14 protein-coding genes are annotated in these 16243 nt (G+C 69.8%); 5 read left to right on the forward strand and 9 right to left on the reverse strand.

Features of this window, described 5'->3' with window-relative positions; genetic code table 11:
- Window positions 1–258: 258 nt before the first annotated feature.
- Complete coding sequence (locus tag FGW37_RS29740; RefSeq protein ID WP_246430877.1) at window positions 259–591, reverse strand: transposase; 333 nt, start codon at window positions 589–591, stop codon at window positions 259–261.
- Window positions 592–991: 400 nt separating this feature from the next.
- Between FGW37_RS29740 and FGW37_RS29745 the strand changes: the two genes are divergently transcribed.
- Complete coding sequence (locus tag FGW37_RS29745; protein ID WP_179083894.1) at window positions 992–1399, forward strand: hypothetical protein; 408 nt, start codon at window positions 992–994, stop codon at window positions 1397–1399.
- Between the two features lie 137 nt (window positions 1400–1536).
- On the opposite strand, the gene FGW37_RS29750 is transcribed toward FGW37_RS29745, so the two are convergent.
- The 3 genes from FGW37_RS29750 to FGW37_RS29760 all read right to left on the reverse strand — a co-directional run bounded on the left by FGW37_RS29750 (window position 1537) and on the right by FGW37_RS29760 (window position 6983).
- Window positions 1537–3525: a hypothetical protein gene (locus tag FGW37_RS29750; RefSeq protein WP_179083895.1), complete on the reverse strand. Its 1989-nt coding sequence runs from the start codon at window positions 3523–3525 to the stop codon at window positions 1537–1539.
- A gap of 691 nt (window positions 3526–4216) precedes the next feature.
- Window positions 4217–4636, reverse strand: coding sequence for a hypothetical protein (locus FGW37_RS29755; protein WP_179083896.1), 420 nt, complete (start codon window positions 4634–4636; stop codon window positions 4217–4219).
- Between the two features lie 1123 nt (window positions 4637–5759).
- Complete coding sequence (locus tag FGW37_RS29760; protein ID WP_179083897.1) at window positions 5760–6983, reverse strand: DNA/RNA non-specific endonuclease; 1224 nt, start codon at window positions 6981–6983, stop codon at window positions 5760–5762.
- A gap of 1004 nt (window positions 6984–7987) precedes the next feature.
- Between FGW37_RS29760 and FGW37_RS29765 the strand changes: the two genes are divergently transcribed.
- The 3 genes from FGW37_RS29765 to gap all read left to right on the forward strand — a co-directional run bounded on the left by FGW37_RS29765 (window position 7988) and on the right by gap (window position 11448).
- Window positions 7988–9256, forward strand: a complete 1269-nt coding sequence (locus FGW37_RS29765) for an RICIN domain-containing protein (protein ID WP_246430878.1) — start codon at window positions 7988–7990, stop codon at window positions 9254–9256.
- A 128-nt stretch (window positions 9257–9384) separates the two neighbouring features.
- A complete protein-coding gene (locus FGW37_RS29770; protein WP_179083898.1) occupies window positions 9385–10341 on the forward strand; it encodes a GlxA family transcriptional regulator in 957 nt (318 codons plus the stop codon).
- A gap of 108 nt (window positions 10342–10449) precedes the next feature.
- Window positions 10450–11448, forward strand: coding sequence for a type I glyceraldehyde-3-phosphate dehydrogenase (gap, locus tag FGW37_RS29775; RefSeq protein ID WP_179083899.1), 999 nt, complete (start codon window positions 10450–10452; stop codon window positions 11446–11448).
- Between the two features lie 96 nt (window positions 11449–11544).
- On the opposite strand, the gene FGW37_RS29780 is transcribed toward gap, so the two are convergent.
- The 5 genes from FGW37_RS29780 to FGW37_RS29800 form a co-directional block, all read right to left on the reverse strand.
- Window positions 11545–12120, reverse strand: a complete 576-nt coding sequence (locus FGW37_RS29780; protein WP_179083900.1) for a hypothetical protein — start codon at window positions 12118–12120, stop codon at window positions 11545–11547.
- The gene (locus FGW37_RS29785; RefSeq protein WP_246430637.1) at window positions 12114–12731 is read right to left on the reverse strand and encodes an SdpA family antimicrobial peptide system protein; all 618 of its coding nucleotides are present in this window, start codon (window positions 12729–12731) and stop codon (window positions 12114–12116) included. Before FGW37_RS29785 ends, FGW37_RS29780 begins: the two co-directional genes overlap by 7 nt.
- Before the next feature lie 161 nt (window positions 12732–12892).
- A complete protein-coding gene (locus FGW37_RS29790) occupies window positions 12893–13315 on the reverse strand; it encodes a sporulation delaying protein family toxin (protein ID WP_179083901.1) in 423 nt (140 codons plus the stop codon).
- Window positions 13316–13576: 261 nt separating this feature from the next.
- Complete coding sequence (locus tag FGW37_RS29795; RefSeq protein WP_179084985.1) at window positions 13577–13939, reverse strand: GntR family transcriptional regulator; 363 nt, start codon at window positions 13937–13939, stop codon at window positions 13577–13579.
- A gap of 2 nt (window positions 13940–13941) precedes the next feature.
- Window positions 13942–14925 (reverse strand): DUF1648 domain-containing protein, encoded by a 984-nt coding sequence (locus FGW37_RS29800; protein WP_179083902.1) that lies wholly within the window; start codon window positions 14923–14925, stop codon window positions 13942–13944.
- Window positions 14926–15382: 457 nt separating this feature from the next.
- On the opposite strand from FGW37_RS29800, the gene FGW37_RS29805 reads away from it, so the two are divergent.
- Window positions 15383–16189 carry a GNAT family N-acetyltransferase gene (locus FGW37_RS29805; RefSeq protein WP_179083903.1) on the forward strand — a complete coding sequence of 269 codons (807 nt, stop codon included), beginning with the start codon at window positions 15383–15385 and terminating at the stop codon, window positions 16187–16189.
- Window positions 16190–16243 lie beyond the last annotated feature (54 nt).

Consider the following 16243-nt stretch of genomic DNA (forward strand, 5'->3'; position numbering starts at 1 on the left):
CACCTCCGCTGAGGACCATCGGCCCCCAGGGGCAGCAGGGGCCACGCCTCAGAGTCGGCTTCGACTGTCGCAGCCTCGCTGCCTCCCCGGCTCAAGGCTCCTTGGTGACCTGTAGGCGGTGGGCCTTTGTCTCCAACCTCCTGCAGCTGTGAGGCTTTGAAGCCTCGCACCCCATTTCCGCATGTATGCGAGGCCACTTGTGAGCCTGCGAGGTGGAGCTCACGGCCGGTGCTTCCGCGCCCCCTACTGAGGTTTTCGTTAGTTCTGTGGTGGTTGGAGGTGGATCGTCGGTCCGGTGTAGGTGAGGAAGGACCAGGGGAGTTGTTCGTTGGAGCAGACCCGGTGGATGCCGCGTTCGGCGGCGTCGGCGAGGTGGCCGCCGGCGAGGTTGGCCAGTTCACAGGTCTTGATGGCCGACCGCAGCAGTTCCACCGGGTTGAGTTCGAGTGCGTAGGCGGACAGCCGCTCCAGGGTGAGCCCGTCCTGGTCCGCCACCCAGGCGCGCATGTCCCGGCTCCAGTGTGCGGACAGCCCGCCCCACACCAGCACCACCGGCTCGCCGACGTAGAAGGTTTTGACCTGTTCCAGCACCGCGACCAACGAGGTGTGTCGTAGCTGCCCGGCTTGAGGTGGAAGCACAGCCGTGGACCACGCCCGGGATCCCCGACCCGCGGGCAGCCGTCCGGCCCGACCTTGTCGGCCGCGACTTCCAGCCCGACCCGACCGCGCTCGACACCCGCTGGTGCGGCGACATCACCTACATCCCCACCGACGAGGGCTGGCTCTACCTTGGCCGTGACGGTCTTCTCTGGCCCCGGCACGTCGGCTTCGGGCGGGACCAGTATGTGAAGATCCCGTGGCCGCGGGACGTCTTGAAGTGGCTCCGGGCATTGGTTTGCTCGGCCCCATGAGGCAGAGGTGCAGTCGGCGGTATCGGCCGTCAGATGCGGGACTCGGGTGGGAAACCGCTCCAGCGCAGTGCCTCAGGGAGGTGCCGCACCTTCCCGCCACCGGCCCCTGGCTGGCCGATCCGCTCCACCGCACCCTCGAGCGCCTGCGGACCAGTGTCGAGGAGGGGAAAGCCACCACGTGGCTCGCCTCCACGACGGCCCACACCATCGTCGCCCTCCTCCAGCAGGCCGACCCCACCCCGCGGACCTCCACGCGGGACACGGAGATGCTCCAGGCGATCGCCCAGCACCTGGACGAATGGCAGGCCAACCCGAAGAACGTCGAGGCATGGAAGTACGGAGCCGGCCCGCGATTCCGGGCCGTCGTGCTACAGAAAGCCACACGCCCCACCATTCTCTCCGTACGCGGTGGCCCCTTCGACCTCCACCACACGCCCCCTCAGAGCGCGGAACCCGGTGAAGAGGAACAACCAGCCGAACCAAGCTAAATCGACACAGAGCTGGCAGGGGCCGTGTTGGAACGTCTGCGTTGACCGCTCGTGCCCGTTGCCCAGAAGGGAGCGGTGGGCGCGTGCGGCCCGGGCCGGTCCGGGCTGCAGACAGCCAGGGTGCTCGTGTACGCCGGTTACACGGGGAAGGGGCCGCCGCGCTGGGACAGCACGGTGGGCTGGGCGGTCTGCTCGAGGATCGCGTGCCGCCACGCCGTGCGGCTGGTGTAGTGGGCGGGGCCCAGGCGCTGGGGGTTGTCGCGCCATTCCGCCAGGTGCTGGGCTACGGCGTTGAGCACGGCGTTCGGTGGGTCTGCAACTTTGGGATTGGTGGCCTGGTGCAGGGTGCGGACGACGGCTTGGACGGGCTCGTAGCGCAGCAGGAGCGAGGTCTCCTGGGTGTCGATGCCGTGCCCGAGCGCCGTGATCGCTTCCTGTGCCGCTTCCTGATCGGTCTCAACCGGGGGCAGGGCCTCGAGCAGCCAGCGCAGCAGTGCTTCCGCCTCGGCACCGTTCAGCCGTACTCCGTCACCGGAGAAGGTCTGGTGGAAGATACGCAGGAGCACGTCCAGTCGGCGGGGCTTGGCCCGGCGGTCGTACAGGCAGTGTGTGCACAGCCAGCCCATCCGGGCGAACCGGCGCCCGGCCGGCGCGTGGAGCCGACCGACCATATCGCCTTCTCTCACCGGGCTGGTGCACAGGTTGCAGGTCGACTCCGCAAGGGCCGGCCGGATGCGCATCGGCTCGGGCACGCCTCCCGGCTCCACCTTCGCCTGGGCGGCGCGCAGATGCTCGCGGTAGGATGCCGGGTCCTGCACCCACGCCTGCGCGTGCCAGATCCCTTCACGCAGCTGCTCGTCGCCCGCCTCGCTGCGCGTCTCCACGCCCATCACGTCATTGAGCCACAGCTGCAACAGCGGGATCCGTTCGCCGGTGGCCGCGGCGAGCGGCCCAACCCACTGGCTGAGCACTTGGTTCAGTTCCTTGCCGTGCAGCGCCTCGAGCTCCTCCTCGGACAGCACAGGACGGTGAGCGGTCCCCGTCTGCGGGATCTGCGACGGATCGGCGATCCACCGGTCCACCAGCGTCAGGGCCTGCGCCAGCTGCTCCATGGACGACTCACCCCGGTGCCGTACCCGCGTGGCGCGGTTGAGCAGGGTGTTGATCTCGCGTGCCGACCGCCGGGCGGCGTGCCCGGCCTCAGCGGCCTTGTCATTAAGCACCTGCCGGGCCCGGAGGTAGGTCAGCAGCGGGAGAGGCTCGCACGGCCGGCACGCCTCACCGGCCGCGGCGGACGGCTGTCGGCCGCACTGGACGCACACGAAGCCCGGGCATTCCCCACACAGGGCGTTCGCGTCCTCGGCCGCTTCGTCCACGTACGCGTCGGCGGGGAGCTCAGCGCGCAGTTGCTCGCCGACGGACCGGCATTGCTGGGTACAGCGCTCCGCGGCGAGGTTGGCGCCCTCCTGGCACACCAGGGCTTCGCGGATGACTGACAGCCCGGACGGCTGCGGGTCGGTGCCGAGGTGCTCGTGCGCGGCAGCTAGGTAGGCGGCGAGCAGCCGTCCGTCGGCGGCGTTGGCGACCTTGTGGCGCACGCGGTCGCCGATGCACCCGCACGGCAGTTGCTCCGTGTAGCCCCAGAAGGTGGCGCCGAACGTCCCGCACTCCGGGCACAGGGTCCACCGGTAGGGGAAGTCGCCCTCGGAGTGCATGCCCAGGTCGTGACGGTGCCACGGGCCGCCGCTGATGGGGTCCTGGGACCGGGCGTATCCGTCGGGGATCCCGCCCAGGCACAGCAGGGCCTGGCCCTGCCACTGTTCACCGACCTCGAACGGCGCCGGATCGATGGACTGCTCGTCGTCGCAGCGCGCCCATGGATCCCAGACGTAGCCCTGGTTGCTGGCGGCGGCGAACCGTGCCCACCACGGCGGGGGAGTATCCGCTTTGGGGACGAACCACAGGCGCTCGCGCGGGAGCCAGAAGTTCGGCGTGCACACGGTGCCGTCGGGGGCCTGGAAGGTTTCCGGCTCGTAGACGTAGGGCACGTCGAGGTGATCGAAGAACACCGACCAGCGGGCATCCAGCTCGGTATGGAACCTCGCCGTCATCACTTCGTACACCATGAGCGCTTCCTGCCGAGCCCGTCGTCGTGGCCTGGCATCCCACGATGGTCCCGGCCGGGGGCACAGTCCGGCCGTGGCCACCGGTTCGGCCTACCGGCTTCGCTCCGTCGGGCGACGCTGCCAACTAGCGGTTGCCGTCGCCCGCGGATCGCGTAGTGCATGTCGGACCGCGCCTTGGTGCCTGCCAAGGCAGTTCGGATCGGTGTAGGCTTCCCCCCTCCGCGACCTGGACGCTGCCTGAACGCAATGACCGGTCAGGACGTGCAGCGGCGCCACGGCTTGTCGTACGAACCACCGCAGGCCCGGCACGAAGCGGTGTAGATGGCGCTGGCGGGAGTCATCTGCTCGGCGGGTTCGGCCGGGTGGGGGCTGCCCAGGATGATCGCGGTGAGCTCCGGTCTTGCGCAGCGGCATGGGCCGTCCGTAGGTCGGGGGCATGGGAGAGTCGGCGGCGCGGGCGCTGCGGCCGTGCCTGCCTTGTCCGGTACCGGTTGGATCTCTTCCATGCGCCAGCTGTCGATGGGGACTTTGCGGCGGCGCCGGGTGTTTCGGTCGAAACGTTGCTGTTCGGCGGCCGTCTCGAACAGCAGCACCCCCCGCCAGCAGCCGGAACGCCTCGCCTCTCACGAGCCCGGATACCGGGACAGGGCGGCGGGACCGCGCTGATCGGACCAGACGGCGCCCCGGCGCGTCAGGTCCTCCACCGCCTGCTCCACGCCCGGCCGACGCATGAGTTTGCTGTGCCACTGGGCCCTGGCGGGCCCGAGGTTCGCCCGACGCGCGTCCGCCTCGGGGCAGCGGCCCGCTCCAGCGCAGCCCGGTGGGAGGCGGCATTCTTCCGGTCGATGTCGGCCCGCCTTCGCGCCGCCTTCTCCTTCCACCGCGCCTGCTGCTTGGCCGCCTCGCGTTGCCGATTCTCCTCCCGCCACAGGTAGGCGTCCTCGGCCGCGATGTACTGCAGCGCCGTCCAGACCTGGGCAAGCTGGCGCTGCGGAAGGCCCAGTCGGACGCGCGGGACGTGGGGGAAGACCCGGCAGGTGAACACCCAGCGCAGGAAGTCGACGACGAGCACCTGAGGCACCGCCTCCCAGGAGCACCCTGTGAACTTCACCAGGCCCTCGGCGACCGCCGCCCTCCGTGGTGACCAGCCGCACGGAGGGAACGGTGCCGAGCCAGGGCGGGCGGGCCCGGTCGCTGAACCAGCAGCAGGTCACGCCGTACGCGTCCATCCGCTCGGTGCGCTCGGTGACGTCCGCGGCGGTGATCGGGGAAAGCTGGGCCTCCAGCGCCATCCGTCATGTCCCGGCCGGGCTGCTGGTCAGCACATCCGCCGCCAGGAGCCGTCCGGCGCTCTCACCTCCAGCTCCGCGTGTGCTCCGGCCTGGCGGGCAGCGCTGGCGAGTTCGAGTTTTCGGACACCACAGTCCACGGACAACCGCCGGGCTCTGGGGGTAGAGGACGGCCGGCCTCGGGATTCCTGGGCCAGGGTGGGGGCCGTGGGTCTCCGGCCGCTTCGCCAGCTGCATTCAGCGGCCACCGGGGCAGCGGTTACGGTGACTTATGGTCGGCCTCGGCGGAGTCGTCGTTATGGGACCGGTTAGTGGCTGCCGCCGTGGCCCTTGCTGACCTTTTGCTGACCTGCCAACTTCATTTGTCCTTCTGACCTGCGAGAATGTCGAGTTCCGAGACGTTGATGAGCATTTTCACAGGAGGCTCCTTCAGCGACGGACGGTTAGCTCGCTGACCTGCGTTTTCGCAGGTCAGCGGTAATGAAGGGGGTATTGGATCTCGGTGGACTCTGGCGGTCGGCAGCGGTCTGTGGCGATACTGACGCTGACTTTGCTGACGGACTATCAACTTAATGGCGAACTACTCAGCGTGATGGGCCTAGGGTACTGAGGCTGGTGCGCTGAGAAACTCCGGTGTCGCAGGATATGTGGCCTGGTCGCGGCGGCCCAGGTGGCCGGCCGTGCCGGCGCGCAGCGTCCGGCGATAGGAGTGATCGGGACGCAACTGACCATGATGAGGGTGCGCCGGCCACGGCTCGTCGGCGGGCCGCAGCAGCGGCCCGCCGACTGAGCTGTCGTGCGGCGACGGCGCCCCGGCGCGTGGAGGCAACCGGGTCGCCGTGCGCGCCGGTGGAGCCGGTTGAGGGAAGACAGCCGTGATGTCGACTGGCCGCGGCGGGGTGGTACGACTCATTCCGGCTTCCCTGTGATGTGCATCAGGTCATATCAGTTTCCGAGGTTGAGCCCGTTTTTGGCCTGGGTGTTGAGGATGGCGGTGACGAACAGCAGCTGCTCCGATGTGTCCGCCCGCTGAACCGCGGCGCTCATGATGACGCCCGTGGGGATCGTGCTGTCACCGCCCTTGTAGGTGGGCGACACTTGGTAGAAGACCGCATCATTCGGCCCCATGCTGGGCTCCGCAACCGCGTCCTGTACCTTCTTCTCATAGGTCCGCATGCTGGGTGTTCCGGTGTTCATCCCCACCTGCCAGCAGGGGACGAGGTTGGCCCGTCCGCCGTCCTTTACCTGCCCCTTCCCGCCGAGGATGTTGGCGATCAGGTGGCACCGGGAGATCGCGGTTCCGGGCGCGTGCTTGGCGACGAAATCCTTTGCGTCCTCCCAGCCGGTGGGGTCCGTCGTAGGATCGCTGCCCGAGCCGAGCGAGCGTCGCAGGCAAGCCTGCGCCCCGGCCGCCCGGGTATCGGCCGGGCTGGTCGGGTCGGTCCGGTTGCGGTGCGGGACCGGTTCGGTGTTGTTCAGGATCCACCCGTCGCCGGAATTGGCCGCCGCCGTCTTCAGGCATGCGGCCTTCGGCTTGATGAGGTGCCGCGTGTCCGTTGCCGTCCCCATGCCGTGGCAGACTTCACCGTTCGACAGCACGACATTGGATCGGTCGGCGTCGACCATGGCCGTGTAGATTCCCTCGGCCTGGTCCTTATCGCTCCGATAGCTGCCTTCCCAGCTGTCGCCGAGGACCGGGGAGCCGCGATCGATGTACTCGTCGGAGTAGTCCGGCCCCTTGATGGTGGCGAGCCAGGTGAAGCCGACGGCTGTCATGTTGTGCAGCATGAACCCTGTCCGAATGGCGACCGGGTGTCGGTTGGGCTTCTCTTTGAGCTCGATGTAGGAGATGCCGCACTCGATGTCGACGGTGCCCTTGAGGTGAGCCTTGGCCTGCTGGGCGGCGCGGCGCATCACGAGGTCCTTGTCGGCCGCCGGGATGGGAATGGTCTTCCCGTTGGCCAGCCGCACCTTGACGTTGCCCGCGTGGTCCGGGGTTCTGGTGACCAGCTCCGTCACCCGTGCCCTGGTCATCTTGGACGTGACGGCGTTTTCCGCGTTTTCCGCCGTGCCCTTCGTGACGGCGCTCCCGCGGTCGGCAGGATGTGCGGGCGCGGCGGCGGCCGCCGCTGTGCCACCGAGTGCGACAGCGGCTGCCGTCGCGGCCACTGTCGCCCAGGACAGGGAACGGCGCAGCCTGTTCGGCTTTCGGTCCCGCCCTCCGTGGTCGCGACGTAAACCTGGTAAGGACATGTTCGTCCCCTCTCCATTGTTTTTGCGGTAGATGCGGTCTCCGTGCCCGTACCGATGCTCGGGGCTCGTCCTGTCGCCGCCGGGCCGGCCGTCGGGCGTGGTGGGCCGTCAGCTGCGGATTGCTCAGCACGGCGGCGGCAGGTGAGCTTGTCGTTCCGTGCCGCTACGCGCCTGGTCTGTTCAAACGACGGCCGGCTCCGGTGCTCGAGCGCACGGCCGGTCCGGTAACCGCGCCTGATTGCGGTTCACAGGGGATTTTTCCGAGCCGAGCAGATGAGGCCTCGGGTGGGCCTGCCTCTGCTCGGGCAGGTATCGCTGCCTGATGCGAGGTGCAGCGTCAGTGATATCGCGTTTCGGGGGTCGGTCAACCTGCCTTCGGCATGGTCTCCTCAATCGAAATGCCTGCTTCCGGCTCGGACAGAGCTTCTGGGGCGGGCGCCGCCTTCGCTGGATTCCCTTCGTCGTGCCGGCGATGGTCTGCCTCCGTCGTTCGTAGGGCTGTTCACGCAAGTGCATAAACAGCCAGGTCGTCGCTCGCGAAGGCGCCCGGTTTTCGGAATGCACAAGTTGGCCGAATGTCGTGACTGCTTGATGGCGGTCGACCACGCCGGCCAGTGATGAGCGGCTCGTCTGACAGCGCTGGTCATCGGGGTGACGGCAGCAGGTTCACGACTGAACGGCCCATCCCCGGGATGGTCGCGGTGGAACACAGCTCCGCCGAAAACCGTGATGAGCCCGGGCAAGGCTAGGCTGCAGAACAGCCCATTAACGGCTACGGATTTCGTCCCGGACCGGCTGATTCCGTCATCGCCACTCCGCGATGCCGACGCTAAGTTCACCTCGATTGAGCACCATTCCCCCACCCAACTAGCAGGGCTTCGGCCTGGGGCGGCAGAGCGCCCGGCCATGGAAAGGGCATGATGAATCACTTAAGATCTTCCGACCGCTGGGCCAGAGGGCTGATCGCCCTCGCCGTGACCGCTACGTCGACGCTCGCCACCCTGACGGCCATGGCCGGCCCGGCCGCCGCGGCAGGGCATCCGAAGCCCGCCACCACCGCCGACCAGCCGAAGCTCGGAGAAGCCTGTACGTCCGCCGATCTCGGCAAGCGGTACCCGTTCATCAAGAGCGCACAAGTAGAGCCGACGATCACGCACTTCAAGGGCTGGTACGTCACCGAGGGGTCGACGGGCTCCCAGACCATCGAGACCAGTACGCAGAGTGTGGTCACGGTCCAGGTCGGCCTCTCCGTCAACATCGAGGGCACCTTCCAGGTCGGAGTGCTCGGCCAGGTCGGGGCGAGCCTGGGCCTGAACGTGCAGATGTCCTCCTCCACCACCAGCAGCCAGTCCAAATCCATCTCCTGGGACTTCCGCAGGCCCGGTTACTACGGCCTCTACGAGGGAACGCGCAAGGTCACCGGCCAGTACGGCAGCCTCAACTGCAACCGCGTCGACCAGGGCAACGGAACCTTCACCACCAAGTGGGTTGAAGGGCCCGACAGCGGCACCTACACGACCTTCACCACGCTGGAGGAAGGCGCCGTCCGGTGTCAGGACGCCGTCCCCTCCAACAGCATCATGAAGAAGGCGCAGGACTTGCTCGGCTGCGGCACCGCGGCCGCACGGCCGGCGGCACACACACCGGCGGCGGACAACACGGCCGCGCCGACCGGAACGACACGCGCGGAAAAGAAGAATCCCGCCGACTGGCCTCCGGGATCCACCATGCCGCCCGGCTTCACCTGCGACCAGGGCTACTACAAGATCGGTACGCCGGACGGCTCCCTGTTCTGGACGGCACCCAACTTCGCGCCGGGCGCCAATGTCCAGTTGCGCGCGGCGCGCGGCATCGGCAACCAGGCCCAGTGGCAGGTGTGCCGCGGACCGGAGAACGGCGGAATCGCCGAGCACGTCATCGTCAACCGCGCGAGCAAAAAATGCCTGGCCGTCGCAGAAAGCACCGCATCGGTCGAAGGAGCTCCCCTGCAGCAGGTCAACTGCAAGACGGACGACCTCCAGCGCTTCTACGTCTACCGCGACGTCCCCGGCTCGGACAGGATCGGCGTCCAGAACAAGTTCACCGGGTACATGATCGGGCACGAGCGCAACGCCGAGAACCAACCCCTCCGCCAGTACAGCATGGGTAAGCCCGACGGCACCGGAACGTACGCGATGGTGACGGCCTGACCCCTGTCCGCGCCCCGCAGGACTTCTCGATGCGTGCGGCCGGACGCTGTTTCGGTTTCAGCGTGCGTGCGTCCGGCTGTCAGCCGCGCAGTGGGCGTATCGAAGTCACCCCCACGTAACCTCTTCCTGTGCCAGCCTCCCGCCTCCATCGCGTCGCCGTCCTTGTGCTCGAGGGCGCGAAGCCGCTCGATGTCGGAATTCCTGCGCAGGTTTTCACGACCCGCGCGAGCATGCCGTACGAGGTGCGGATGTGCGGGGCCACACCCGGTCTTGTGACCGGTGGCGACGGCCTGTCGTACTACGTCGCCCACGGCCTCGACGCGCTTGCGTGGGCCGACATCGTCTTCATCCCCGGCTACCGGTTCCCGGACCGCGACGACCCGCCGCAGGGCGTTGTCGACGCACTGATCGACGCCCACGACCGGGGCGCGCGGCTCGCCGCCATCTCGACGGGCGCCTTCGCGCTCGCCGCCACCGGCCTGCTCGACGGCAGGCGCGCCACCACGCACTGGCACTACACGCGGGAGCTCGTGGCCAGGCATCCGCTCGTCCAAGTCGACGAAAACGTGCTGTTCGTCGACGAGGGCAGCGTGCTTACCTCGGCCGGCGCCGCCTCCGGCATCGACCTGTGCCTGCACATCCTGCGCGGCGACCTCGGAGTGGCCGCCTCCAACCACGCGGCCCGCCGCCTGGTCGCGGCCCCCTACCGCAGCGGCGGCCAGGCCCAGTACGTGCCGCGCAGCGTCCCCGAGCCGCTCGGCGAGCGGTTCGCCGACACCCGCGAGTGGGCGCTGCACCAGCTCGGCGAGCCCCTCACCCTCGACATACTGGCGCGGCAGGCCGGGGTCTCGCCGCGCACGTTCTCGCGGCGCTTCGTCGAGGAGACCGGCTACACGCCGATGCAGTGGGTGATGCGCGCCCGCATCGACCTGGCCCGCGAACTGCTCGAGCGCTCGCAGCGCAGCGTCGAACAGATCGCCGCCGACGTCGGCCTCGGCACGGGTGCGAACCTGCGCCTGCATTTCCAGCGCGTCCTCGGCACCACACCGAGCGAGTACCGGCGCACCTTCACCCTGGGCGAGTAGCACGGTGGCGGGATCCGTGGCGGGATCCTTTTGAACTGTGGCGATCTCGCCACTGTCGGCGGCGCGAGCCGCGGGCGAGCCTGGTGGCGAAGGGAAAGGACATCACTCATGACTCGCATCGCCATCAACGGATTCGGCCGCATCGGACGCAATGTGCTGCGCGCACTGCTGGAGCGCGACAGCGTCCTCGAGATCGTCGCCGTCAACGACCTGACGGAGCCCGCCACGCTCGCCCGGCTGCTCGCCTACGACAGCACGGCCGGCCGGCTTGGGCGTCCGGTGACCGTCGACGGGGACGCCCTCGTCGTCGACGGCCGTCGGATCACGGTGCTGGCCGAGCGCGAACCGGCGCAGCTGCCGTGGGCCGAATTCGGCGTCGACATCGTCCTGGAAGCCACCGGTCGCTTCACCTCGGCCAAGGCCGCCCGAGCCCACCTCGACGCGGGCGCGAAGAAGGTGCTCGTCAGTGCGCCGTCGGACGGCGCCGACGTCACGCTCGCGTTCGGGGTCAATACCGACGCCTACGACCCGGCCGTGCACACGATCGTTTCGAACGCCTCCTGCACCACCAACGCGCTCGCGCCGCTGGCTGCTGTCCTTGACGAACTCGCCGGCATCGAGCACGGGTTTATGACGACGGTGCATGCCTACACGCAGGAGCAGAACCTGCAGGACGGTCCGCACCGCGACGCCCGTCGCGCCCGGGCTGCCGGCGTCAACATCGTGCCGACCACGACCGGCGCCGCCAAGGCGATCGGCCTGGTGCTGCCGAACCTCGACGGCAAGCTGTCGGGCGACTCGATCCGCGTACCGGTGCCGGTGGGTTCGATCGTCGAACTCAACACGGCCGTCGCCCGCGATGTGACGCGCGACGACGTGCTGGCGGCGTACCGCGCCGCAGCGGAGGGGCCGCTCGCCGGCATCCTCGAGTACTCGGACGACCCGCTCGTGTCGTCCGACATCACGGGCAACCCCGCCTCGTCGATCTTCGACTCGGCCCTCACACGCGTCGACGGCCGCCACATCAAGGTGGTCGCTTGGTACGACAACGAGTGGGGCTTCTCGAACCGCGTGATCGACACGCTCGAGCTCCTCGCCACCCGCTGACCGGACGGCCGGGGTGGTACTTCGCCTTCGGAGACCGCGCCGACCAGCACTTCCTTTGGGCGCTCTGGAAATCCAGTGCCTCGGAGCCGAAGCCCATCAGGGTCTGTGCGCCGCGCCCGCCTGGAAGTAGAGGATCGCCATCTGGAGGCGGGCGACGGTCCACGCGCTCGCGCCGAGGAGGGCCCACAAGCGCGTGGCGCGGGACGCGGGCTCGTCGTCCGTACGGGGTGCGGGTGTCCGCCAGTGCCGGCGGCGGCCGTCGCCGAGCGCGACGAGGGACAGCAGCAGGGAGAGGATCCAGGTGATCTGGTCGCCGCCGTCGCCGATGGCGATGCCGGAGAAGACGCTGAAGCTGACGTAGGCGTGCGGCAGCGCTGTGATCCGGGGCCGCCAGCCGGACGCGACGAGCAGCAGGACGGCGACGCACAGCCAGCGGAGCAGGTCGAACTGCCCGCGCGGCACGAGGCAGAAGGCGCCGCCCGGCGCCATGCCCTTGCACAGCGGGTACTCGCCGATGGTGACGACGGGCCGGAAGAGGGTCGCCGTGCTGCTGAAGGCCAGGGTGCCGGCGGTCCCGAGGGCGAGCAGGGTACGGGCGAGGCCGTAGGCGTTGGCCCAGGGCAGGGGGATGCCGCGGGTGCGGCGGGTGCGGCGGGGCGGCGTGTTCAGCATGTGACATCCATGGCGAGGTGGCGCTCGGGGGTGGTGCGCTGGTCGACGAGGTCGCGCCAGGCCCACGGCACGGGCTTCTCCTGCACGAGTGCGACGCGGCCGCAGACGGTCGGCTCGGGCGAGGGGTTCTTCACCGTGCGGGAGGGCCGGGCGCCGGCCAGGCAGCCGGCGAGGTCCTCCTCGCACTCCTTCCAGTCCTTCTTCTCGGCCAGGTTGAGCAGGAGGGCGATCTCGATGCCCTGCGAGCGGGAGGCGCGGTCGAGGCCGAAGGTGTTGCGGGGGCTGGAGTGCGGGGTGAGCGCCAGGGAGGTCCAGCTGCCGTCGGCGGTTTGCCCGTAGGGCAGGACTTCCACGTCCCGGGGGGACTTGGTGAAGAACGCCCACCCTTGCGGCGCGACGTTGGTGACCGTGGAGCGGACCTGCTTCTGGCCGGGCAGGGAGAGCACGTTCTTGGGCACGTGGACCTCGGCCACGTAGAGGACCGCCACGCTCCAGACGGCCGCGACGGCCAGGAACGAGCGGCCGGACACCTGGACGCGGCGTGGAGCAGGCCCGTCCGTGGCCTTGCGAAGGAAGTGGCGGACCCGTGCGGTCCCTTGGGGGCGTTTCACGTCGTCATCCCGGTCGTGGCGTTGGCGTTGGCGTGGCGGTCTGGGGCCGAATGTGGGGTTGGGTGTCGGGCTCGGTGCGGGCCGGGCGGCCGGCGTCGCCCGGCCCACGGAAAGGGTGTTCCCTCAGCCGCGCCCGGGTCAGGCGGCCTTGAGGATCTTCGTCACGGTGGCGACGGCCTCGTCGTGGCCGAGGCGGTGTCGTCGCCCTGGGGCGCCACGCTCCAGAACCAGTTCTTGGCCTTGACGAAGTTGGCGCCGACCGCGACGGTCACGGTGACCGCGGCGGCCGCGGCCGTCACGGCGGCGATGTGGACGACGGCGCCGGCGACGGCCACGACGGTGCCGCACATCTGGCCGTTCTGGACCGGCTGCGCGGTGTCCTTGGCATCCGACTTCTTGGCGATGGACAGCAGCTTGGCCTGCGCGTCGTTGACCGCGGCCTCGACCTTGCGCGGGTCGCCGCTGCGCGCCTTCTTGCCGAACGAGGCGAAGAAGCCGGGGTACTTGGCGTCGACGGCGTCGGTGACGATCCGGGCGACGCGCGCGGAGTCCTTGGTGCCGCCCTTGGCGAGCTCGTTGCGCATGTCGCTGAAGCGGGCTCTTGACGAGCTGGACACCGACCTTGCCCTGCCCGAAGAACAGGCCCTGGAAGACGGCCTTGCCGTCCTCGGCGGCGTTCGGGGCCGGCTTGGCCGGGGCGGCTTTCACGGTCTGTGTGTGAGGCCGTGCTCGGCGCCGCGGCGGCCGTGGCGCCGGTGACGCAGACAGCGGCGGCGGTCAGGACGGCGATGATGCCGGCGGTGCGCCGGGTGGTCTTCAGGAACTCCCTCGCCTAATACGGAAGTTCAGGTTCCATCGGTGAGTGACTTCCGGACGAGGGCGAGCACGTCCTCGTTGCTCAGCCCGAGGTCGCGGGCGTCGGCCACGAGGCGATGCGCCTGGGCCACGAGGCGGGCCCGCCCGGCAGTCGATCCTCCGGTGACGACGGCGCCGCGACCGCGGCGCAGCTCGAGCAGACCCTCCTCGCGCAGTCGTTGGTAGCCGCGGAGGACGGTGTGCATATTGACGCCGAGGGATGCGGCGAGGTCGCGTGCGGAGGGCAGGCGTTCGCCGGTGCCTACGGTGCCGTCGGCGATGGCGCCGCGGACGCAGGCGGTGATCTGGTCGCTGAGGGGGAGCGGCGAGGACGGGTCGACGCGGAAGAGCACGGTCACCCCCCGGTGGCGGTACGGCGCTCGCGTTCGGCGAGGGTGTTGAGCAGCGCGGCCGCGGTGGCGGCGTCGTCCACGGTGACGACGAACTCGCTGCCGGTCGTCAGCCGGGCGGCGATGGCGTCGCCGGAGCGCAGCACGATGCCGCTGGCTCCCGGCCGGGCACGGTATCCCCAGCCGCCGAAGTCGCGCAGCGGGTGGACGGGACGGTGCGTGACCTCCGCGATGCGCTGCAGGGGCACGTTGAGGCGCGGCCAGGGGGCGATCGAGGGGGTGACGGTGATGCCGCGCCGGTCGGCGGTGACCCGGGCGCCCGTCAGCAGGGCCATGGGTGCTCCCGTGACCAGGAGCGGCAGAGCGGGCACCCATCCGGTGGTGAACCCGACGACGATGCCGGCGGCCAGGACCAGGGCCCCGGTGGCGGGCAGGGCCTGGGAACCGGCAATGCGCGTCCAGCCGGCGGTCTCTGAGTCGCCGAGCGGGAGGCGTGCGACATCGGCGGACGGCCCGGAGACGGTCTCCGTCTCCCCGGCCTTGCCGCAGATCAGCCAGCCCATCGCCGCGTAGAGCGCCGCCGCCCCGAAGGCGAGTGCGGCCTGCGTTCCGGGCAGGGTGACGGATGAGGTGTCGTCGACGTCGGTGTTGGCCACCAGCGCCGCGACGACCAGCCATCCGGTCACCACGGCGACGGCGCCGCCGATGACGGCCAGCACGCGCTGGGCGTCGGGGTTCGGCCGTGTCCAGTAGGTGAGTCCACCGAAGAGCACGCCGTCGGCCAGGAGAAGCCCCAACGCCGTGGCAAGGAAGGCGGATTGGCCTGAGAAGTCGTCGGCAACCCCTCCGGCTCCGAAGTGGGTGGCTATCCGGTCGGGAAGCCGGTTACGTACGGACAGGAACACCGACAGGACGGCGGCAGCGGCGATCAGGGGCGGCAGGACGGAAACAGCCGTTCGGCGGACGGTCGCGGCTCGTGACTGCGGCATGAGAGTACCTCCATTTGTTTGCACACTAGTAGAACAAATGGCCGTGGGAGTGGGGAAGACGATCGCCTGCTTCTTGACGCAGTTCGAACACTGTGGTCCACCAGCAGAGACGCGCCGACGTGCGTCAGGACGGCGTCAGGGATGTGGCGTGTCGATTGCGTCCGGGGGCGGGGCTTCCTTGGATGGTGCTCGTGTACAGCCACCTGCGCCACGACGACCGGCCGCCTCATACGGCGCTGCCCGGTTCCGCGCGCTGTTCGCACATGGTGCGCTGAGCGCATCCCTCATCACTGAGGCCCCGGCCGCGCCCGATGTGCCCCGGCCGGTATCACCTGGCACAGCGCATGCCGGCTTCCGCCGGCCTTGTCGCTGACGCCTCTTCACGCTCGCACAGCAGCCCCCGCCCAACCGCGGATCGCTGCTGCTCCGCCCGCAACACGTACCCCGGAGCGATGTGATGCTGGTCGAACGTCTCCACGGCGCCGCCCTCCCGGCCGGACCACGGCCTCCCTGGTTCCCCGCCGGCCGCCCCGGGCTGGGAGCGCTGCCCGAGCACGTCGCCCTCACCGGTCACGGAAGCTGGTGGGCCGACGACCCGTCCGGGCCGCGTGCCGTCGCCGTCTCCTGCGCAGGACACGCCATCCTGGCCGGGGACCCACGCTCGACGGATCCCGGGGACCTGAGGTTCCTGGCCGGTCACTACGTGGCCGCGCCGGACAGGTTCCTGCCCGTCCTCGGCGCCGCCTTCCACCGCGTCGTTCCCTGGGAGCGCATGATCCGGGTCCGCCGCGACCCGTCCCCGGTCGTGCGCCTCGGCCCTGAGATATCCGTCCGCCGTCTCCTGCCCCGCGACGCCCGGGCTCTCCGAACTCTTGGACCGGACATGGCGTGGCTCAGCGCCGGCTGGGGCGGCCCCGCCGGGCTCGCGGCCTCCGGCCGCTGCTGGGGCGCCTTCTGTGACGGGGCCCTCCTCTCCCTGGCCTGCTCCTTCTTCGTCGGCAGCCGGTACGAGGACATCGCCGTCGCCACCCTCCCGGAAGAGCGCGGACGGGGCCTGGCCTCCGTCTGCGTCCAGGCGCTCTGCAAGGACGTCACCGCCCGCGGCCGCATCCCGTCCTGGACCTGCTCCCGCGACAACCACCCGAGCCGCCGCCTGGCGGCGAAGACCGGCTTCCAGCTCGTTCATGAGTTCGTGCACTACGCGGTCGGGCTGCCCGCGGCTCGGCCTCCGGCCGGTGACAGTCGCATCCTGAAGGATGTCTGAAGGCCTCGGCCCACGGATCCGGGCCCCGCCCTCCCTACGGAGGACGGGGCCCAC

It is taken from the genome of Streptomyces rectiverticillatus, assembly GCF_013394065.1.
Lineage (GTDB): Bacteria > Actinomycetota > Actinomycetes > Streptomycetales > Streptomycetaceae > Streptomyces > Streptomyces rectiverticillatus.

Coding starts and splice junctions, on each gene's coding strand:
- FGW37_RS29750 (WP_179083895.1), bottom strand. CDS start 3,525: ATGGTGTACGAAGTGATGACGGCGAGGTTCCATACCGAGCTGGATGCC.
- FGW37_RS29765 (WP_246430878.1), top strand. CDS start 7,988: ATGAATCACTTAAGATCTTCCGACCGCTGGGCCAGAGGGCTGATCGCC.
- gap (WP_179083899.1), top strand. CDS start 10,450: ATGACTCGCATCGCCATCAACGGATTCGGCCGCATCGGACGCAATGTG.
- FGW37_RS29780 (WP_179083900.1), bottom strand. CDS start 12,120: ATGCTGAACACGCCGCCCCGCCGCACCCGCCGCACCCGCGGCATCCCC.
- FGW37_RS29790 (WP_179083901.1), bottom strand. CDS start 13,315: ATGCGCAACGAGCTCGCCAAGGGCGGCACCAAGGACTCCGCGCGCGTC.
- FGW37_RS29800 (WP_179083902.1), bottom strand. CDS start 14,925: ATGCCGCAGTCACGAGCCGCGACCGTCCGCCGAACGGCTGTTTCCGTC.
- FGW37_RS29805 (WP_179083903.1), top strand. CDS start 15,383: ATGCTGGTCGAACGTCTCCACGGCGCCGCCCTCCCGGCCGGACCACGG.